Source organism: Desertimonas flava (assembly GCF_003426815.1).
GTDB lineage: Bacteria > Actinomycetota > Acidimicrobiia > Acidimicrobiales > Ilumatobacteraceae > Desertimonas > Desertimonas flava.
This window is the reverse complement of record NZ_QKYK01000010.1, coordinates 100,332-120,689: the sequence shown is the minus strand read 5'-3', so window position 1 is coordinate 120,689 and position 20,358 is coordinate 100,332. Positions and strand designations below refer to the sequence as shown.

18 protein-coding genes are annotated in these 20,358 nt (G+C 70.0%); 14 read left to right on the top strand and 4 right to left on the bottom strand.

Annotation, left to right across the window (positions count from 1 at the left end; all coding sequences use genetic code 11):
• Positions 1–33 precede the first annotated feature (33 nt).
• Together DN771_RS13805 and DN771_RS13800 are read left to right on the top strand one after the other, a co-directional pair.
• Positions 34–1,746: a glycoside hydrolase family 13 protein gene (locus tag DN771_RS13805; protein ID WP_116998121.1), complete on the top strand. Its 1,713-nt coding sequence runs from the start codon at positions 34–36 to the stop codon at positions 1,744–1,746.
• 4 nt (positions 1,747–1,750) lie between these two features.
• A complete protein-coding gene (locus DN771_RS13800) occupies positions 1,751–2,260 on the top strand; it encodes a Fur family transcriptional regulator (protein ID WP_162941927.1) in 510 nt (169 codons plus the stop codon).
• A 9-nt stretch (positions 2,261–2,269) separates the two neighbouring features.
• On the opposite strand, the gene DN771_RS13795 is transcribed toward DN771_RS13800, so the two are convergent.
• Positions 2,270–2,845, bottom strand: a complete 576-nt coding sequence (locus tag DN771_RS13795) for a hypothetical protein (RefSeq protein ID WP_116998119.1) — start codon at positions 2,843–2,845, stop codon at positions 2,270–2,272.
• A gap of 32 nt (positions 2,846–2,877) precedes the next feature.
• Positions 2,878–3,681: a phenylalanine 4-monooxygenase gene (locus tag DN771_RS13790; protein WP_116998118.1), complete on the bottom strand. Its 804-nt coding sequence runs from the start codon at positions 3,679–3,681 to the stop codon at positions 2,878–2,880.
• Between the two features lie 69 nt (positions 3,682–3,750).
• Between DN771_RS13790 and DN771_RS29520 the strand changes: the two genes are divergently transcribed.
• Positions 3,751–4,251, top strand: a complete 501-nt coding sequence (locus DN771_RS29520; protein ID WP_162941926.1) for an Lrp/AsnC family transcriptional regulator — start codon at positions 3,751–3,753, stop codon at positions 4,249–4,251.
• Positions 4,252–4,304: 53 nt separating this feature from the next.
• Here DN771_RS29520 and DN771_RS13775 read toward each other — a convergent pair whose 3' ends face one another.
• Positions 4,305–5,459 (bottom strand): acyl-CoA dehydrogenase family protein, encoded by a 1,155-nt coding sequence (locus DN771_RS13775; protein WP_116998175.1) that lies wholly within the window; start codon positions 5,457–5,459, stop codon positions 4,305–4,307.
• Between the two features lie 107 nt (positions 5,460–5,566).
• Between DN771_RS13775 and DN771_RS13770 the strand changes: the two genes are divergently transcribed.
• From DN771_RS13770 to DN771_RS13750, 5 genes are all read left to right on the top strand, one after another.
• The gene (locus tag DN771_RS13770) at positions 5,567–6,280 is read left to right on the top strand and encodes a winged helix-turn-helix transcriptional regulator (protein WP_116998116.1); all 714 of its coding nucleotides are present in this window, start codon (positions 5,567–5,569) and stop codon (positions 6,278–6,280) included.
• A gap of 103 nt (positions 6,281–6,383) precedes the next feature.
• The gene (locus tag DN771_RS13765; RefSeq protein ID WP_116998174.1) at positions 6,384–6,590 is read left to right on the top strand and encodes a heavy-metal-associated domain-containing protein; all 207 of its coding nucleotides are present in this window, start codon (positions 6,384–6,386) and stop codon (positions 6,588–6,590) included.
• A complete protein-coding gene (locus DN771_RS13760; protein ID WP_116998115.1) occupies positions 6,587–7,534 on the top strand; it encodes a hypothetical protein in 948 nt (315 codons plus the stop codon). Before DN771_RS13765 ends, DN771_RS13760 begins: the two co-directional genes overlap by 4 nt.
• Complete coding sequence (locus DN771_RS13755; protein ID WP_116998114.1) at positions 7,524–9,914, top strand: heavy metal translocating P-type ATPase; 2,391 nt, start codon at positions 7,524–7,526, stop codon at positions 9,912–9,914. Before DN771_RS13760 ends, DN771_RS13755 begins: the two co-directional genes overlap by 11 nt.
• Before the next feature lie 3 nt (positions 9,915–9,917).
• Positions 9,918–10,199: a metal-sensitive transcriptional regulator gene (locus DN771_RS13750; protein ID WP_116998113.1), complete on the top strand. Its 282-nt coding sequence runs from the start codon at positions 9,918–9,920 to the stop codon at positions 10,197–10,199.
• 66 nt (positions 10,200–10,265) lie between these two features.
• On the opposite strand, the gene DN771_RS13745 is transcribed toward DN771_RS13750, so the two are convergent.
• Positions 10,266–11,318, bottom strand: coding sequence for a L,D-transpeptidase family protein (locus tag DN771_RS13745; RefSeq protein WP_162941925.1), 1,053 nt, complete (start codon positions 11,316–11,318; stop codon positions 10,266–10,268).
• Between the two features lie 748 nt (positions 11,319–12,066).
• On the opposite strand from DN771_RS13745, the gene DN771_RS13735 reads away from it, so the two are divergent.
• The 6 genes from DN771_RS13735 to DN771_RS13710 all read left to right on the top strand — a co-directional run bounded on the left by DN771_RS13735 (position 12,067) and on the right by DN771_RS13710 (position 20,341).
• Positions 12,067–13,506, top strand: coding sequence for a DUF222 domain-containing protein (locus tag DN771_RS13735; protein ID WP_116998110.1), 1,440 nt, complete (start codon positions 12,067–12,069; stop codon positions 13,504–13,506).
• Between the two features lie 125 nt (positions 13,507–13,631).
• Positions 13,632–14,516, top strand: a complete 885-nt coding sequence (locus DN771_RS13730) for a carbohydrate ABC transporter permease (RefSeq protein ID WP_116998109.1) — start codon at positions 13,632–13,634, stop codon at positions 14,514–14,516.
• Positions 14,506–15,342: a carbohydrate ABC transporter permease gene (locus DN771_RS13725; RefSeq protein WP_116998108.1), complete on the top strand. Its 837-nt coding sequence runs from the start codon at positions 14,506–14,508 to the stop codon at positions 15,340–15,342. The genes DN771_RS13730 and DN771_RS13725 overlap by 11 nt, the downstream gene beginning before the upstream one ends.
• A 103-nt stretch (positions 15,343–15,445) precedes the next feature.
• On the top strand, positions 15,446–16,684 hold the full coding sequence (locus DN771_RS13720) for an ABC transporter substrate-binding protein (protein ID WP_116998107.1): 1,239 nt from the start codon (positions 15,446–15,448) through the stop codon (positions 16,682–16,684).
• A 64-nt stretch (positions 16,685–16,748) separates the two neighbouring features.
• Complete coding sequence (locus tag DN771_RS13715; RefSeq protein WP_116998106.1) at positions 16,749–19,109, top strand: glycoside hydrolase family 31 protein; 2,361 nt, start codon at positions 16,749–16,751, stop codon at positions 19,107–19,109.
• Positions 19,109–20,341 carry an ROK family transcriptional regulator gene (locus DN771_RS13710; protein ID WP_116998105.1) on the top strand — a complete coding sequence of 411 codons (1,233 nt, stop codon included), beginning with the start codon at positions 19,109–19,111 and terminating at the stop codon, positions 20,339–20,341. The genes DN771_RS13715 and DN771_RS13710 overlap by 1 nt, the downstream gene beginning before the upstream one ends.
• Positions 20,342–20,358 lie beyond the last annotated feature (17 nt).

The window sequence follows — 20,358 nt, the reverse complement described above, 5'->3', positions numbered from 1 at the left end:
TCCCATGACGGACCGACGATAACGATGTGGGGCATGGCCACGCCCTGGTTCGCCACGTCGACCGTGTACCAGATCTATCCGCGCAGCTTCGCCGACTCGAACGGCGACGGCGTCGGCGACCTGCGCGGCATCATCGAGCACGTCGACTACCTCGCCCACCTCGGCGTCGACGTGCTGTGGCTGTCGCCGATCTACCCGTCGCCGCAGGACGACAACGGCTACGACATCAGCGACTACCGCGGCATCGACCCGGTGTTCGGCACGCTCGACGACTTCGACGAGCTCCTGACGAGCGTCCATGACCGCGGCATGAAGCTCGTGATGGACCTGGTCGTGAACCACACCAGCGATCTTCACCCGTGGTTCGTCGAGTCCCGCTCGAGCCGTGACAACCCGAAGCGGGACTGGTACTGGTGGCGCCCGCCGCGTGAGGGGTTCGAACCGGGCACGCCCGGCGCCGAGCCGACCAACTGGGGGTCGTTCTTCTCCGGCCCGACGTGGGCGTTCGACGAGACGACGGGGGAGTACTACCTCCACCTCTTCTCGCGCCGTCAGCCCGACCTGAACTGGGAGAACCCGGCCGTGCGGGCCGAGGTGTACGACCTCATGCGTTGGTGGCTCGATCGGGGAATCGACGGGTTCCGCATGGACGTCATCAACATGGTGTCCAAGGACGTCACGCTGCCCGACGGCCCGGTGCGTCCCGGCGCCGAGTACGGCGACGGATGGCCGTCGTTCATCTGCGGCCCGCGGATCCACGAGTTCATGGCCGAGATGCACCTCGAGGTGTTCGACCGGTACGACCGGCCGATCCTCACCGTGGGTGAGACGCCCGGCGCCACCGTGGATGACGCCCGCCTGTTCACCGACCCGGCGCGCCGCGAGCTCGACATGATCTTCCAGTTCGAGCACGTCGGCGTCGATCACGGCCTGACGAAGTGGGACCAGCAGCCGCTCGATCTCGTCCGCCTCAAGCGGTCGCTCGACCGCTGGCAGATCGGCCTCGCCGACACCGGGTGGAACAGCCTCTACTGGGACAACCACGATCAGCCGCGGGCGGTCTCACGCTTCGGCGACGACGGCGAGCACCGCGTGCGCTCGGCGAAGGCGTTGGCCACGGTGCTGCACCTCCAGCGCGGCACGCCGTACGTGTACCAGGGGGAAGAACTGGGCATGACGAACACTTGGTTACCCACCATCGACGAGTACCGCGACATCGAGACCCTCCGCCACTACGCCGCGGCGGTCGCTGTCGGGGCCGACCCGGCGGACGTGTTGGCCTCGATCCAACCGGCGAGCCGGGACAACGCGCGCACGCCGATGCACTGGGACGCCTCGCCGCACGCCGGGTTCACCTCCGGCGAGCCGTGGATCGGCGTCAATCCGAACCACACCGAGATCAACGCCGCGGCGGCCGTGGCCGACGACGACTCGGTCTTCCACCACTATCGACGCGTGATCGCCCTACGCCGCGCGGAGCCGGTGATCGCCGCCGGCGACTACACGCCACAGCTGCGTGACGACCCCAACGTCTACGCGTACCTACGGCGGCTCGACGACGTCGAGTTGCTGGTCGTGGCCAACCTCTCCAGCCACGACGTCGTCGCCCCGATCGAGCAGGCCCAGCAGTGGACCGACGCCGAGATGCTGATCGGCAACATCGGCGACCCGGCCGCGCCGACGGCCGATGGGATCGAGCTGCGCCCCTGGGAGGCGGTGGCCTGGCGGCGGGCCCGGGTACGGTAGGTCCGTGGCCAAGCAAGCGACAGCTGAGCCGGCCGAGCCCGCTGTCGTCCCCGTCGACGGCGGCGAGGCCGGCCGGATCGACCGGCTGCACGACGCCGCCGAGCGGCGCCTGTCCAAGGTCGGTCAGCGACACACCAGGCAACGACGGGCGATCCTCGAGCTCGTCGTCGACGCCGGTCGTCCGGTCACCGTGCCCGATCTGCTGGCCATCGGCGGAGCCGGCGTGTCGCAGAGCTCCCTGTACCGCAACCTCGTCGTGCTCGAGGACGTCGGCGTCCTCCAGCGCGTCGCCGGGTGGGGCAACCACGACCGCTTCGAGCTCAGCGAGGCTCTGAGCGGTCATCACCATCACCACATGAAGTGCACGTCGTGCGGGCTGGTCGTCGACATCCCGACGAACCACGGCTTCGAGAAGGCCATGGCCGCCGAGTCGCACAAGGTGTCCAACGAGCTCGGTTTCGAGGTCACCGGCCACAGCGTCGACCTCTTCGGCCGCTGCTCCGACTGCCACTGAGGGCGTTGGTCAGGGTTTCGAGCGGAGCAGTTCGCCGAGCGGGGACAGGCGATAGCCCGTGCCGAGGCTCTCGGTCAGGCCCAGCGCCTTGAGGCGTCGCACGCGGAGCTTGAACTCGGGGCGGTCGATGCCGACCTGTTCGGCGAGCACGGTGGAGACCACGGCGGGGTGCTCGGCGATCACGTCCATCACGCGACGGGTCCACGGCCCGTCGGACGCGCGGGCGTCCATCACGTCGAGCTTCCTGCGCAGCGCCGCCCACTCGGCGTCGTCGAGCTCGGTGCGTTCGCGCAGGGCGATGCGGGGGTCGTCGCCCGCGACGTGGAAGGCGATCCGGAACACCTGGCGGCCCTCGCCGCCGCGCAGCTCGCCCCGCACGGCGTCGGCGTCGGCAGCTCCGGCGCGGCGGGCATCGTCGTCACTGATGCGGGTCGGATCGACCACGTCGACAGCGTCGATCGCCAACTGCCCGACCGGAGTGATCAACGTGCCGCCGGCCTTGACGGTCGGCCGGAGCCACGACCGGAAGGCGAGCGTCACCTCACCGGCGGCGATGCCGTCGTAGAGGCGGGCCGGGAGCAACACGCGCCCAGTGTCGCACGCGCCCGCCGAGATCGTCAGCGACCGAGGGCGCCGAACCAACCGAGCAGGTCGGCGACCATCGTGTCGAAGCTCGGGGCGGCGAAGAGCACCGGCTGGTACACGTTGATGTCGTAGTCGGTGACCGACATGGCGTCGGGATCCCACTCGCGGATCTCCGCCTCGCGATAGACGTTGAGCTCGCCGAAGCTGGAGAGCAGGCCGGCGCCGTACGCCCGCAGGTCGTCGTCCTCGTGGACGACGCCGAACTCGAGCGTGAACCAGAACGTCCTGGAGAAGCGCTGCAACGTGGTGTCGTCGTCGGCGACCCGGCGGCCGGCCGCCCCGGCGACGGCATACAGCTCGGCGAAGCGCGGTTCGGCGAGGGCGTTGGCGTGACCGATCAGTTCGTGGATCACGTCGGGCTCGGGCGTGTAGAGCGGCACTGAGGGATGGCGCACGTACTGCGTCGACAGGAAGCGCCGCTCGGCGAGTGCCCCGTAGAACTCGCGAATCGGCGCCAGGCCCGGTGCGGCATGGAATCTCCAGCCGGTCAGATGCTGGAGCCGCGCCGACACGTCGGCGAGCTGGGGCACCTCGTCACGTGGCAGGCCGAGTCGCGCTGCGCCGAGCCGGTACGCCTGGCAGGCGTGCTGGGCGTGGAGGCGGTCCAGCGCCGTCGACGCCGTCGTCCATGTCGCTGTCTCGTCGGGCGTGTAGGCGATGCGGGCCGCCTCGTCGCCGGGGGCAAGGCGGCGGGCGGCCTCGGCGATCTCGTCACGCCGGCGGCGGTACTCGGGGTCGGCAACGCCTGGATGGTCGGCAGCGAGCTCGACAGCCATGCGGCAATTCTGTGCCGTAGCAGGATCGATGCGCCAGACTCGACGCCCAAGTCCGTACGATTGTGCAACATGACCGCCGATTCAACGCCAGATGTCCTGTCGGGGCGGCCCATCGGGACCGTCGCCCGACAGATCGACGACGTCGATCGTTCCGTGCTGCGCGAGCTCCTCGACGACGCTCGGCTGTCGTTCTCCGATCTGGCCGATCGCTGTCACATCTCGCGATCCACCGCCCACGCCCGCGTCGAGCGCTTGCGCCGCCTCGGGGTGATCACCGGGTACACCGCGACGCTCGATCCGCGGGCACTCGGCCTGGACATCTGCGCGCTGGTCTTTTTGCGCATCCGCCAACACGACTGGCGGCGGGCCCGCGACGCCATCGCCGAGGTCCCCGGTGTCGAGTCGCTGATGATGTGTGCGGGGGAGTTCGACCTCGTCGCCACCGTGAGGTGCCGCGACATGGCCGAGTTCCGCGACACCCTGCTGGTCCAGCTCAACACGATCGACGAGGTGATCGGCACGGAGACGGCGTTCGTGCTCGACGAGGTGCGCCGGCCCGTCCGCCCCTAGTGGTCGCCGGGCGTGCCCGATCGGGCACGCCCGGCGAGGGTTGGGGGGTGGACTCAGACGATGTCGCAGGGCTGGCCGAGGGCGAGGCGGCCGCCGTGCAGAAGCGTGGCCTCCGGCGTGAGCGGGTGGAACTTGGCGGCGCGGATGTCCCGGTAGGCGCGCTCGATCGGCGAGCCCTTGAAGTAGGCGCGGCCGCCGGCCAGTTCCATGGCGATGTCGCAGACCTCGATGCCGGCGATGGCGATCTCACGCTTGGCGGCCATGACCGCGGCGACCGTCTCCATCGACGGCTGCGGATCGTCGCCGACCGCCGCCAACGCCCCCTCGTGGGCCCACGAGGCGACACGGAGGCGGTGCTGCATCAGCCCAACCTGGCGCTGCACGCCGGGATCGCCGGCACGGTCGGCGACCGCGTCGATCGCCGCCGCCGCGGCGCTGTCGGCGACGCCGAGGTAGGCACCGTTGATCACCGAGAAGGCGATGCTCAGAATCACCTGGAGCGGTGGGTCGATCACGCCGTGAGGCCGGTTGGCCAGCACCCGCTCTCCCGGGACGAACACGTTCTCCACGACGACGTCGTGGCTCGCCGTGCCCCGCATCCCCATCGTGTTCCAGTTGTCGAGCACGGTCACGCCGGGGTCGCTGAACGGAACGGCCAGGTTGAGGACGCGGAGGCCCTGTTCGGGATCGTCGTACGCGAACATCGTGGACATCACGGTGCCGGCGGGGGACTGGCTGGCGAAGATCTTGTGGCCGCTGACCATGTAGCCGCCGTCGACCTTGGTGGCCGTGCCGCGCGGGTTGGTGAAGTCGGCCCCGCCGGTGGAGACGAGCACGATGCCCTCGTCGGCAACCCGGCGCAGGGTGGCCTCTGCGCCGGCCAGGTCTCTTCGGTAGCGCCATGCGGTGAAGGCGGTGACGTGCTGGTGCATCGACATGGCCAGGGCCGTCGATCCGCAGTGACGGCCGAGGATGCGCTGGACGCCGGCGATCTCGGAGAGCGTCGCGCCCATGCCGCCCAGCTCAGAGGGGACGGCGAGGGCCAGGTAGCCGCGCGAACGCAGGGCGTCGAAGGAGTCGTCGATCCAGGAGCCGTCCTGGTCGTGGCGAGCCGCCGCGGCCCCGGCGATCTTGCCGAGCTCTTCGGCCCAGCTCGCGAGGTCGGCGGGACGGGTGATGGAGTTGCTGAGGGTTGTCGTCGTTGACATGCCGTACACCATCCGACAACCGGCGGAGCCAAACCAGTGCAGCTTTCGAACTGGGTCCCGACGGAAATCGAGCGACACGACCCTGGGTCGTCGGTCACACTGACGGCGTGAATGGGTATGCCGACTACTGCCCGATCGCGTCAGCGGTGGAAGTGCTCGGTGATCGATGGACCCCGCTGCTGATCAGGGAGATGATGATCGGGGCGACGGGCTTCAACGAGATCCACCGCGGCGTGCCGCGGATGAGCCGGTCGCTGCTCGCAGAACGGCTGCGGATGCTCGAGGCGCGCGGCCTCGTCGTTCGGCAGACCGCCGGTCCCGGGCGCCCGGTGCGCTACGAGCTGACCGAGTCCGGCGAAGGGCTGACGTCGATCGTGTGGGCGATGGGGCACTGGGCCGCCGAATGGGCCTTCGGTGACCCCACCGACGACGACCTCGACGGGCTGTCGCTGCTGTGGCGCATGCACCAGCACGCGTTGCCCGACCACTTCCCCGACGAGCGAACGGTGACCCACATCGTGCTCACCGGCGTCGGCGGCGCCGAGGGTTGGCTCGACATCAACGACGGGGCCATCACGGTCTGCCGCACCGACCCCGGCGTCGACATCGCGCTCGCCGTCGAGGCCGACAACCGGCAGATGCACCGCTGGCTGCTCGGTCTGGTGCCCTTCCGCTCCTTGGTGGCCGGAGGCGCCGTGCGGGTGCTCGGCCCGGCTCGCCTCGCCCGCGCCTTCCCCACCTGGTTCGACACCGAGCTCTTCGCCGCCGGACTGCGCCGCGCCGAGGCCCGTCGCCGACGCGAGGCGAGCCTCGCCAGCTGACGCCGCAGCGGTGAGGGTTGTGGTACCCCTTGGGGGTATGTAGGGTTGGGCATGTACCCCCATGGGGTATCTGATGTCCGATCGCTCGAAGGAGACCACCGCCATGACCGTCGAATCGTTCACCGTCACCGGGATGACCTGCCAGCACTGCGTCAACGCCGTGTCCGAGGAGGTCGCCAAGGTGGCCGGTGTGAGCAAGGTCGATGTCGACCTCGCCGCGGGCACCGTCACCGTCGAGTCCGAATCGCCAGTCGATCGGGCCGCCGTCGCGGCGGCCGTCGACGAGGCGGGTTACGAGTTGGTGAAGTGAGACCGCTCACCAAGCTCGCCGCCTTCGCCGCCGGAACGGCGATCGCCTTCGGCGCGGCCGCCGCCGTCGGCGCCGCGGTCGGTCCCATCGACACCAGTCGCGACGACGACGGCCACGTCGAGCACGACGACGAGGCCCCCGCCGGATCGCCGGTGACGCCATCGGTCGGTGACGCCGGGCCCGGATTGTCGGGTCTCAGCGTCGCCGCCGCCGGGTACCGCCTGGTCCCGGCCGTCGACACGATCGACGCCGAGCACGCCGAGCACCCGACGGAGTACGCCTTCACCATCGAAGGTCCCGATGGTGAGGCGGTCACGGAGTTCGACGTCGTCCACGAGCGCCGGCTGCATCTCATCGTGGCCTCCCGAGATCTCGTCGAGTTCCACCACGTTCACCCCGATCTGGCCGCGGACGGCACCTGGTCGATCGATCTGCCGGAGCTCCCGGCCGGCTCGTACCGGGTGTACGCCGACTTCCGCGCGACCGGCGCCGACGCGCTGACGTTGGCCACCGACCTCGCCGTCGCCGGGGACACGGCCGTGTCCGAGCTACCCGCCGTCGCATCGACCACAACGGTCGACGGCTTCGACGTCGCCCTGTCAGGTGCCGAGGCGATCTCTGCCGGCGAGTCGACGCTCACGTTCGAGGTCAGCCGTGACGGCGACGACGTCGTCACCGATCCGTACCTCGGGGCCGCCGGCCACCTCGTCGTGCTGCGCGCCGGCGATCTCGGCTACCTCCACGTGCATCCGCTCGACGACGTCGAAGCACCGTCGATCGGCTTCGCCGCGGCGTTCCCAACCGCCGGCACCTACCGGCTGTTCCTCGACTTCTCGGTCGACGGCGAGGTCCACACCGCCGCCTTCACCGTGGACGTCGGCAACGGAGGCACCGCTCCGTCCGACGGGACGGCGACCACGGGACAGGTCCACGATGACCACTGACACCCACGCCCACCCGCAGGCCGCCGAAGCCGCCGCGACCGATGTCAGCCTCGACATCGTCGGCATGACGTGCGCCTCGTGCGCGGCGCGCATCGAGAAGCGCCTGAACAAGCTGGACGGCGTCAGCGCCACGGTCAACTACGCCACCGAGAAGGCCAAGGTCTCCGTGGCCGCCGACGCCGAGGTGTCGACCGACGACCTGGTGAAGCAGGTGGAAGCGGCCGGCTACTCGGCCAGCGTCCACGAGCCGCCCGGGAGTCGTCACCCCGACGCCTCGGGCCTCGACGGTGACCACGCAGGGGCCCACGACGGCCATCACGCCGAGGAGCCGATCGACGTCCTGCGCCGCCGGCTGCTCATCTCGTTCGTCCTGGCGGTCCCCGTCGTCGCCCTGGCGATGATCCCCGCGCTGCAGTTCGACTCGTGGCAGTGGCTGTCGCTCACCCTCGCCGCGCCGGTCGTGGTGTGGGGCGGCTGGCCGTTCCACAAGGCGACGTGGGCCAACGTGCGTCACGGCACGGCCACCATGGACACCCTGATCTCGGTCGGCACGCTCGCCGCGTTCGGCTGGTCGCTGTACGCGCTGTTCATCGGCGACGCCGGCGACCCGTCGATGCGTCATGGGTTCTCGTTCCGGCCCGAGCGGGGCATGGGATCGAGCCAGATCTACCTCGAGGTCGCCGCCGGCGTCATCGTGTTCATCCTCGCCGGCCGGTACGCCGAGCAGCGGGCCAAGCGACGCTCCGGTGCCGCGCTCCAGGCGCTGCTCGAGCTGGGCGCCAAGGACGTCGCCGTCGTCCGTGACGGCTCGGAGACGCGCATCCCGATCGACCAGCTCGCCGTCGGGGATCTCTTCGTCGTGCGTCCGGGCGAGAAGGTGGCGACCGACGGTGTGGTGGTCGACGGCACGTCCGCCGTCGACACGTCGCTGCTGACGGGCGAGCCGGTCCCTGTGGAGGTCGGTCCCGACGACCCCGTCGTCGGCGCCTCCGTCAACGCCGGCGGACGCCTCGTGGTCCGCGCCACGCGGGTCGGCGCCGACACGGCGCTGGCCCAGATCGCCCGCCTGGTCGAGGACGCCCAGACGGGCAAGGCCCAGGTCCAACGGCTCGCGGATCGGATCTCGGCGTTCTTCGTCCCGGCCGTGATCGTCCTGGCCGTCGCCACGCTGGGCTTCTGGCTCACCGCGGCGTCCACCGGATCGGCGACCACGGCATTCACCGCCGCCGTCGCCGTGCTCATCATCGCCTGCCCGTGCGCCCTCGGGCTCGCCACGCCGACGGCGCTCATGGTCGGCACCGGCCGCGGGGCACAGCTCGGGATCCTGATCAAGGGCCCGGAGGTGCTCGAGTCGACCCGGAGGATCGACACGATCGTGCTCGACAAGACCGGCACGGTGACCTCCGGGAAGATGGCGTTGGTGGACGTCGTGCCGGTCGACGGTGTCGACGCCGACGAACTGCTGCGCCTGGCCGGTTCCGTCGAACACGCTTCCGAGCACCCGATCGCCCAGGCGATCGCCGCCGGAGTGGGGGAGCGAGGGTTGACTCTCGCCCCGGTCGAGTCGTTCTCGTCCCGCGACGGGCTCGGCGTCGAAGGTCTCGTCGAGGGTCACGCCGTCTCCGTGGGGCGCGAGACGTTCCTCGCCGACTCGGCGCTGCACCTCGGCGATGTGCTGACGGCTTCCACCGGCGGCTCGCTGAAGCTCGCGGCCGACGAGGCCCGCTCCGCCGGCCGCACGCCGGTGTTCGCCGGCTGGGACGGCGAGGTGCGCGGCATGCTCGTCGTCGCCGACACCGTGAAGGACACCTCCGCCGAGGCCATCAGCGCCTTCCGCGAGCTCGGCTTGCGGCCGGTGCTGCTCACCGGCGACAACGAGCGGGCGGCCCGCGCCGTCGCCGCCCAGGTGGGCATCGACGCAGACGACGTCGTGGCCGACGTGTTGCCCGCCGACAAGGTGGCGGTCGTCCAGCGCCTGCAGTCGGAGGGCAAGGTCGTGGCGATGGTCGGCGACGGTGTCAACGATGCCGCCGCGCTGGCCCAGGCGGATCTCGGCCTGGCGATGGGCACCGGCACCGACGTGGCGATCGAGGCGAGCGATCTCACGCTGGTCCGCGGCGACCTGCGGTCGGCGGCCGACGCCATCCGCCTATCGCGGCACACGCTGGCCGTCATCAAGGGCAACCTGTTCTGGGCGTTCGCCTACAACGTGGCGGCGATCCCGATCGCCGCCGCCGGGCTGCTCAATCCGATGCTCGCCGGCGCCGCGATGGCGTTCTCGAGCGTCTTCGTCGTGACCAACAGCCTCCGTCTGCGACGCTTCGACTCGACGTGGTCGGATCGTGGAGGATCTCCTGTAGCTACCGTCAAGAAGGGGTGACCGATGCCTGGTTACACGATGCACAAAGACGACATCGCCAAACGCCTGGCCCGAGTCGAGGGCCAGGTGCGCGGCATCGCCAAGATGGTGGAGGACGATCGCTACTGCATCGACATCCTCGATCAGGTGCTGGCGGTCACCAAGGCGTTGCAGCAGGTGTCGCTCGGCCTGGTGCACGACCACATCGGCCACTGCGTCGCCGATGCCGTGCAGGAGGGTGGTGACGAGGCCCGCGAGAAGCTCGACGAGGCCACCGCCGCCATCGCCCGCCTCATGCGCGCCTGACCCGAGAGTTCCTGTACTGATCCTTGGTCACCGGCGACAAGGAATCAGTACAAGAACGTGGGCGAGTCAGTCCGGCGGCGACCACGCGGGGTCGATGCGGTCCGGCACGGGCGGTTGCGCGCCGTAGTCCTCGGGCTCGGCGACTCCGTCGAACACGAAGACCTGGTCGCCCGTCGCCACGAACTCGTGGAAGCGCTCACCGATGTACAGCGGGACCCGGACGCCGCCGTGGGACACCGGGTGCAGCGGTACGTCGCTCGCCCCGTGGATGGCGATGGTTTCGTTGAAATACGCCGGGTCGTACATCTCGCCGAGCGGCGTCTGTCGCATGCCGGTGAGCAGCCGTGAGTATTCGAACACCCCGCCCGGGGTGACGGCAGTGCCGATCAGGCCGAGCTCGATCGGCTCGGTACCCGACTCGTTTCGGCGCTCGCCGGGGTCGATCGTCGCAACCTCGCGGTACTCCTCACCCGACCCGGTGGAGATGTGGCTGATCAGCGCCGGTTCGTCGTCGACGAAGAACACGACCACCTGCTCGGCCAGGTAGATCTCGGTGTGGCTCCGGGTGGCCGACGCCCCGTCGGCGAAGGCCCGCCGTGGTCGAACCTCGATCGGGGCCTGCATGCGCTGCCACATCTCGTCGGTCACGACACCCGTGGCCTCCGCCGCTGGAGTGGCGAGGACGAGTTTCTCGAAGGCCCACACCGCCTGCTGTGTCGTGACGCCGAACTCGCCGTCGATGGGTCCCGGCACGAACCCGAGGGCGGTGAGGCGCCGCTGCAACTCCTCGACGGCAGGCCCGGAGGTGCCGATGCCGATCGGGTCCGACAGAACGCTCGGAGCCTGCGTGGTGGTGGTGCTGGTCGTCGTCGCCTCGACGGCCGCTCCGGGCGCCGCCGGCTCGACCGTGTTGATCTCGTCGGGCGAACGAGTTCTGGCGATCGCGGCGGCAGCTCCCGTGATGACAACCACCGCGGCGGCAGCGGCCAGCGGGCGCCAGCCGCGAGACACCGTGTGTCGGGGAGCCGAGATGCCCGACCGCTGCGCGAGCTGAGCCTCGATCGCTGCGTCCAGCGCCGGCGCGGCTCGGGAGAGCCGAGCCTCCAGATCGACGTGCATCATGCACCTCGGGCATCACGTCGACGCGGAGTCGATCGTGGCGAAAGCGGCGGCGCAGCGACGACTGCCCGACGCGGTACAGGTAGCCGACCGGGTTGCTCATCTCGGCCAGTTTCCGCTGATGCTCCCAGGCCCACGCGATGGCCTCGGAGGCGGCGTCGCATCCGTCGACCAGCCCGTTGCGTGCCACGAGCGCCCGGCGAACGGTGACGACGGCCGCCACGATGATGGCGGACACGTCGGCGACGTCATCGGGCTGTGCTGGCTCGTCGGGGCCCCCGTCCGGTGACGTCGCTGCGATCACACCACCGTAGGAGTCACCACGGCGCCCGATCCTTTCACCGCCCATTCGTCGACGTCGGCTGGAACCTGGGTGTTCCTGGGTTGCCGTCGCCGTGCCACGGCATGATCGGCCGCACCGAGCGGTGTGGTCGTTACTGATTTTCCATTGGTCGACCGCGCGAGTGTCTGAGTATTGATGATGAAGGTCTGAGGTCTGGAACACGTCGATCCAGATTTTTCGTGATCTTCGCCGTGCGGCTGGATCTTCGAACCTCCTTCGTATAGTATGGTGAGTGATCTCGACGGAGTCGAATGTGGTGCCAGCCGTGGAGCTCGGCCTCGATCCTGAATCGCAACAGCGGTCCACGATCGGACACTGAGTCGGACCGTGTCCTGAGGGAATTGGCGACACGTGTCGCCCTGCAGCAACCCGAGCAGATCCCGAGCAGATCCAGAGGAGGGCCCGATGTGGCACTCGACCGACTTGCCGACCGCTGGCGCCGCGTACGCCGCGGCCCCACCACTCCAGCCGGAGCCACCCGCACCACCCGGTCCGCCCGGACCGTGGCGGTCGCCGTTGCCGGCGTGCGATCGGGTGCTGGTCGATCGGTTGTCCGATGTGCTGGATGTGATCGTTGCGATGGGGCCGGCGTCGGCCACCGACGGCCAGATCGGTCAGGTGACGCTGCTGGAACGGATCATCAACGCGGCGGCAGGGTTGCGGGCGGAGGTGTCGGTGGCGTTCGCCGACGCGACGATCGACGAGCATCGCGACCAGGGAGTCTCGGCCCGGTGGGTCGGGCGCGGCGTGTCCGACGAGTTGGGCCTCGCTCGACGGGTCTCGCCGCAACACGCCGCAGCCGACATGCGGCTGGCCCGCCAACTCGACGTCCGGTTCCCGATCCTCGGGCGGCTGCTACGCGTCGGTGACGTGTCCGAACGCGTCGCTGCAGTGGTGGCGCGCGAGTGCCAACACCTGAATGACGAGTTGGCCCATCGCGTCGACACCGAACTGTCGCGGCAACTCGTCGGCTTGGGTGTCGGCAAGGCCGAAGCCGCCGCCCGGTATCTGGCCATCGGCCTCGACGAGGCCGGGTTCCTCGAGCGCCACACCCGCGCCGCCGAACAACGCGGCGTGTCGATGCGACCGGTCGCCGACGGGATGGTCCGCATCTCAGGTCTAGTGCCGATGCGTGACGGCGTCGCCGCCTACGGCACCTTGGACCGCGCCGCGCGCGACGCCCGCTCCAACGGTGACGAACGGCCGCTGGACCACTTGCGTGCCGATCTGTTCGTCGACCTGCTGTCAGGGCGACGCACCCGTCCCGGTGTGAACATCGAGTTCAACATCACGATCCCCGCAGAGTCGCTTCTCGGCAACGACACCGCACCCGGGGTCATCCCCGGTTACGGACCGATCCCGGCCACCTGGGCCCGCGAGCTCCTCGACACCATCGCCCACCAGCCCGACACCGCCGACACCAACACCACGTCCGGCACCGGTGTGGCCGTGTGGCTACGGCGGGTGTTCACCGACCCCGCCGACGACACCGTCTCAGCGGTCGATCAGCACCGGCGACGGTTCCATCCTCACGTCGCCCGCTGGATTCGCGCCCGCGACGCGAACATCTGCCGGATGCCGGTCTGCGACCGTGACCACGACTTGGATCTCGACCACGTCGACCCCTACCGCCACAGCCACGACTCCGCCGTCGCCAACGGCCAACTCGCCTGCCAGTCCTACAACCAGATCAAAGAACTCCCCGGCTGGACCGTCACCAAGCACCCCGACCGCGATCGTCCGAACGCGCCGATGCTCACCATCACCACCCCCACCGGACGCACCTACACCGCTCCGACGCCTCCCGTCTTCGGACCCGGCACCCGCCGCACCTCAGCCCGATAGTCGACCTTCGACGGCACGACTGGCCGGTCGGACCGCTCCGGTGGTCGGCGAAGGGGTTGACGATGGCCGGTCGTGCGCTTAAGTTTCGTCACTGAATAAAGTAAAGGCGGCGCTCAGGAGGGGTCATGGTCGGGATGAGGGGATGGCGCAAGGCCGCCGTCGTCGCGACCTTCCTCGGCCCCAGCCTCGTGTGCCTGCTGGCCTTCTCGCTGGGGCCGATGATCGGCACCGTCTGGACGAGCCTCCAGGAGTGGAACCTCATCCGAGACGCCGAGTTCATCGGGCTCGACAACTACCGCGAGCTGTGGTCCGACGAGGACTTCCGGCGGGCGCTGGCGAACACGGTGTACTACCTGGTCGGATACCTCCCGCTCGTCACCGTCGGTGGGCTGGGACTCGCCCTCCTCGTGAACCAGCGGCTGCGCGGCGTCGCCCTGTTCCGGGCCATGTACTTCCTCCCGGTGGTCACCAGCTGGGTGGTCGTCGCCCTCCTCTGGCGCTGGCTGCTCAACCCCAACGACGGCCTCGTCAACTGGGCACTGGACAAGGTCGGCATCGACGGGCCGGGCTGGTGGACCGACAAGCGATGGGCCATGCCGTCGGTCATCCTCGCGTCGGCGTGGAAGGACCTCGGGTTCGTGATGGTCATCCTCCTCGCCGGGCTGCAGAGCATCCCGATCTCGCTCCACGAGGCGGCGACGTTGGACGGCGCCGGTCCGTGGCAGCGCTTGTGGCGCGTCACGATCCCGCTGTTGACGCCGTCGCTGTTCTTCGTCGCCGTCATCAGCCTGATCAACGGTTTCCAGGTCTTCGACCAGGTCTGGGTGATGACCGAGGGCGGTCCCGCCGGTGCGTCGACCGTGGTCGTCGAGCAGATCGTCAAGAACACGTTCACCTACGGCCGCGCCGGCTACGCCTCGGCCCAGAGCGTCGTGCTGTTCGTGATCATCCTCGCCGTCACGGCCGTGCAACTCCGGCTCCAGAAGCGCTGGGTCCACTATGCGACGTGAGGGGGGCTCGCGCCTGCAGCTCGCCGCCCGCTACGCGGTGATGATCGTGTGCGCGGCGGCGCTGATCGGGCCGTTCGTGTGGATGGTGCTGGCGTCGCTGAAGACCGACGCCGACATCGGCCGCCTCCCTCCGACGATCATCCCCGATCCGGTGACCGGCGAGAACTATCGCCGCGTCGTCGACTCGTTCCCGTTCTGGCGCTTCGCTCGCAACAGCGTCCTCGTCGCCGTCATCTCGACGGCGCTGCAACTGATCGTCGCGTCGACGGCCGCCTACGCCTTCGCCCGCATCGAGTTCCGCGGCCGGAGCCTGCTGTTCGGCATCTATCTCGCCACGATGATGATCCCGCTCCAGGTGATCATCGTCCCGCTCTTCATCGAGATGCGGAACCTGCAGCTCGTCGACTCCTTCGCCGCCCTCATCCTGCCGACGATCGTGTCGAGCTTCGGAGTCTTCCTCCTGCGGCAGGCGTTCAGCGCCCTTCCCCGGGAACTGGACGAGGCCGCGTTCATCGACGGCGCCGGCCACTTCCGCGTGTTCGCCCGGGTGCTGCTGCCGCTGATCGGACCGGCCCTCGCCACGTTCGCCGTGTTCGCCTTCATGTCGACCTGGAACTCGTTCATCTGGCCGCTCGTCATCACCCAGGCCTCCGACCGCCACGTCACCCTCCCCGTCGGCCTGTCCCGGCTCAACGGGCGCTTCTCCACCGACTGGAACGTCGTCATGGCGGGGTCGGTGATGACGATCGTGCCGATCCTCGCCTTCTACCTCGTCACACAGCGCTGGGTGATCCGCAGCGTGGCCTTCGCCGGCCTCAAGGGCTGACGCTCCCGGCCACGACCGTCCACCGTCCACCGTCCACCGTCCACCACCGCCGTCCCAACCGTCCACCACCGTCCACGATCACACACTCAACCAAGGGGAAATCATGACCAGAACCACCCGAATCGTCTCGGCCGCAGCAGCGGCGGCCCTCGCCGCCGGCGGGCTCGTCGCGACGGGCGTCGAGGCGTCCGGCGACACCGTGACGCTCAGCTACTTCACGTTCTCGGCGGCACCCGATCACCTCGAGGATCTCGACGCGATCATCGCCGCGTTCGAGAGCGAGAACCCGGGCATCGAGATCGAGGTGCAGACCGCGGCGTATGCCGACTACTTCACCAGCCTGCAGACCCAGATCGCCGGGGGCAGCGCGCCCGACACCTTCGAGCTCAACTACGAGAACTTCGTGACGTACGCACGTAGCGGTGCGCTCCTCGACATCGGCGAGTACATCGCCGACCCGGCGCGCTACTACCCGCTCGCGCTGGAGGGCTTCACCGACGACGGCGTGCAGTACGGGTTGCCGATCACCTTCTCCGACGTCGTCCTGATCTACAACAAGGACCTCTTCGACGCCGCCGGCCTCGACTACCCGACCGCCGACTGGACCTGGGAGGACGAGCAGGCCGCCGCCGAGGCCCTGACCGATGCCGACGCCGGCGTGTACGGCGACTTCCAGCCGGTGAGCTTCCACGAGTTCTACAAGGCCCTGGCCCAGGCCGGCGGGACGTTCTTCGACGACGAGGGACAGGCGGCGTTCAACAGCGCCGAAGGCGTCGCTGCGGCCGAGTGGCTGACCAGCAAGCCGGGGTCGACGATGCCGACGCTCGCCGACATCGGCGGCACGCCCGACTTCGACACCGCCCTCTTCAAGAGCGGCAAGCTGGCGATGTGGCACAACGGCATCTGGCAGTTCACCGGCCTCAACGAGTCGGGCGTCAACTACGACATCGTCGTCGAGCCGGGCAGCGTCACAGACGCCAGTGCCGTGTTCATGAACGGCGCCGTGGTGTCCGAGGGCACCGATCACCCCGCCGAGGCGGCGGCGTGGGTCGCCTTCCTCGCCGGCTCCGAGATCACCGTCGAGACCCGTCTCGCGTCGAGCTGGGAACTGCCCGCCGTCGACGACGAGGAGGCGTTCGCCAGCTACCTCGAGATCACGCCGCCCGCCAACCGGCAGGCCGTCTTCGACGCTCTCGACAACGTCGCCCTGCCACCGGTGATCGAACGCCAGCAGGAGATGCAGGACATCGTCACGCAAGCCCTCGAGCGCATCGTCAGCGACGGTGTCGACCCGCAGGAGGCGCTCGACGACGCGGCCGACGAGGTCAACTCCCTGTCATGAGGCACTGCCGCCAGGTGGATCGCCGAGGCGCGGTGGTCGTGCCGCCCGAATCATCGAACCCGTGATGTCCCGAGTCCGACACGTTCCTCACGGCAGCGGGCATCCCTACCGGATCGACCCCGACCAGCGGCATCCGGTGCAGCTGGTCGGGGGCGAGCGGTTCGAGCTGCGCGTCCTCGCACCGCCGACGGTGGCCAGGGTCGTGGCCGAGGTCGACGGCGGATCGTCGGTGGAGATGACGCCGGCGACGGTCGACGACCTGTACGGCGGCACGGACGGTGGCGGCACGGATGACGGCGTCACGGATGACGGCGTCACGGACGGCCACCTGGCGGCGGCGAGCGGAGCCCGGCCCGCCGTCGGCGCTGCCGCGATCTGGCGCGCCGAGCTCACCTCGCCCGCCGGCGGGGCGGTGCGCTACCGGTTCGTCGCCGACGGCACGCCGGGGGAGTGGTTCGATGCACCAGTCGGCGTGTGGCGTCGTGAGGGCGGCCGGATCGACGGCGCCGACGAGCGCCTGCTCGCCGATTCGGTCGAGTGGCTCGTCACCGACGACGGGCCGGTACGGGCTCGGTTCGCCCTCCGGCTGGATGCCGGCGATCGGGTGGTGGGCTTCGGCGAACGATTCGACGCCCTCGATCAGCGCGGCCGGGAACTCGACACGACGGTCTTCGAGCAGTACAAGAACCAGGGCAACCGCACCTACCTGCCATCGCCGTTCTTCGTGATCGTGCCGTCGTCGGAACCCTCCGCGGGTGCCGCGGCGGGACCGTGCACCGCACTGCACGTGATGACGTCCCGTCGCGTCGCCTTCGACGTCGGGTCGACCGACCGCGACCGGCTGGCGGTGGAGCTCGCCGTCGATCCCGCCGACCCGGTCGTCCGAGTCCGGACCCACCTCGGGACGCCGGCCGAGGTGATCGGCGCGCACGTCGCCGAGGTCGGCGGACTGCGCCGCCCGCCCGACTGGGTGTTCGGGCCGTGGATGAGCGCCAACAACTGGAACACGCAGGCGCGTGTCGTCGAGGAGGTCCAGCGCAGCGTCGAGCTCGGCGTGCCGGTCGGCGCCGTGGTCATCGAAGCGTGGAGCGACGAGTCGACGTTCACCGTGTTCCGCGACGCCCGCTACGAGGTCCGCCCCGACGGTGCGCCGTTGACGCTCGCCGACATCGAGCATCCGGCCGACGGGGCATGGCCCGATCCGGTCGGGATGGTCAAGGCGCTGCACGACCTCGACGTCCGGGTACTGCTCTGGCAGATCCCGATCGTGCCGGCCGACCGCGAGCACGTCGGCGAGCCGCAGCACCGCGAGACCTCGCAGGTGGCTGCCGACGCGGCGACGATGATCGAACGCGGCTACTGCGTCGCCGAGGGTGACGGCACGCCGTACCGCAACCGGGGCTGGTGGTTCCCCGGGGGGCTGCTGCCCGATTGGACCAACCCCGAGGCGACCGAATGGTGGCTCGCCAAACGCCGGTACCTGCTCGACGAGGTCGGGATCGACGGCTTCAAGACCGATGGCGGCGAGCACGCGTGGGGCGACGACCTGCGCTACGCCGACGGCAGCCGCGGCGACGTCGCCAACAACCTCTTCGCGCTCCGCTACGCCGAGGCGTACACGTCGCTCCTCGAGTCGACGGGCCGGCCCGGGGTGACGTTCAGCCGGGCCGGGTTCACCGGTGCCGGGCGGGCGCCATGTCACTGGGCGGGCGACGAGAACTCCACGTGGGAAGCCTTCCGGGCGTCGATCACCGCCGGGCTGACGGCCGGCGTGAGCGGGGTTTCGTTCTGGGGCTGGGACCTCGCCGGGTTCTCCGGCCCGCTGCCGTCGGTCGAGCTGTACGTACGGGCCGCGGCGATGGCGGCCCTCTGCCCGATCATGCAGTACCACAGCGAGTTCGATGCCGGTGATGTACCTGTCGGCGGCGATGCATCGGGCCTCGCCGATCCGACCGACCCGGGCGAGCGCCCGCGTCGACGCGATCGCACGCCGTGGAACGTGGCCGAGCAGCACGGCGACGAGCGCGCCCTCACCCTGTACCGACGGTTCGCCGTGCTGCGCCAGCGCCTCCGGCCGCAGCTCCGTGCCGCGGCCGACGACTCGGTGGCCACCGGCCTCCCCATGATGCGGGCCCCGTTCATCGAGTTCCCCGGTGACGACGCCCTGTGGAGCCAGCCCTATCAGTACGTCCTGGGCCGCGACCTCTTGGTCGCGCCGGCGTGTCACGAGGGGGCCACCGCGGTCCACGTGGCGCTTCCGGCCGGCGACTGGGTGGACGTGTGGTCCGGGGAGCGGGTCGCGGGCGGTCAGGTGATCTCGCGCGACGTGCCGTGGGACGAGATCGCCGCGTACGTCCCGGCCGAGCGGGCCGACGCGTGGGTTCCGCTGTTCGCCGCCCTTCCCGACGGGCTGAGGCCGGCGTGATGCAGTCCATCCGCACCGGCAGCAAGCAGTTGATCCGCGAGATCAATCAGGCGATCGTGCTCAACGCGGTCCGCATGCGGCGAGCGGTGTCGCGGACCGAGATCGCCAAACAGACCGGGCTCGGACTCCCGACGGTGTCGGGCATCACCGCCGAGCTCGTCGACGCCGGACTGCTCGTCGAACGAGAGTCCGACGCGACGGCGCCCGGGTCGTCGGCCACCGCGTCCTCGGCCCTCGGTCGGCGACCGGTGCTCCTGTCGCTGAACGCCGCGGCCGGCTACGCCATCGGGGCGAAGATCACCGAGCGCCAGGTGGTCGCCGTCCTCACCGACCTCGATGCCAACGTCGTGGCCCGCCACGATCTGTCGTTGAAGCGGCGCGACATCGACGCGGTCGTCGACGCCATCGGTCAATGCGCGGACGCGCTCACGCCGTCAGCGGACGGCCGGCCGATACACGGGGCGGGTGTCGGCCTCGCCGGCGTCATCGACCGCGATCGGGGCGAGGTGCGGCATGCGACGTACTCCGACTGGGAGTCGGTGCCGCTGGCGTCGTTGCTGAGCGAGCGGCTCGGCCGGCCCGTGGTCGTCGACAACGACGTCAACGCGCTGGTCGCCGCCGAGCAGTGGTTCGGCGCCGGGCGCGGCATCGCCGACTTCGTGACGGTGAGCGTCGGGCGGGGGATCGGCCTCGGGCTCGTCCTCGACGGTCGCCTGTACCGGGGCGCCCACGGCGGGGCCGGCGAGTTCGGCCACATCAAGGTGATGGCCGATGGGCCCGCCTGTCCGTGTGGGAGCCGGGGGTGCCTGGAAGCGCTCGCCAGCGAACCGGCGATCGCCGCCGCGGTGTCCGCGGCCAAGGGCACCAAGCTGACGATCACCAAGGTGCTGGCTCTCGCCGCGAGCGGCGACGACGACGCGCTGCGCGCCTATGCCGACGCCGGACGCCTGCTCGGAACGGCGATCGGGAACCTGCTCAACGTGCTCAACCCTCGGGTCGTCGTCCTCGCCGGCGAGGGGACCCGCGGCTGCCCCTTCCAGCTGGCGGCGATGCGGGAGGCGATGGAGGCGGCCGCGTTCGACGGCATCGCCGACGACCTCGAGCTGGTGGTCGAGCCGTGGGACGACGAGGCGTGGGCACGCGGCGCCGCCAGCCTCCTTCTCGGCGAGCTCTTCCAGCCGGCGCTGCGCCCGGGTGAGGACTCCCGTCCGTCGCTCACCGCCCGCCAGTAGCGACAGCGACTCTCCTG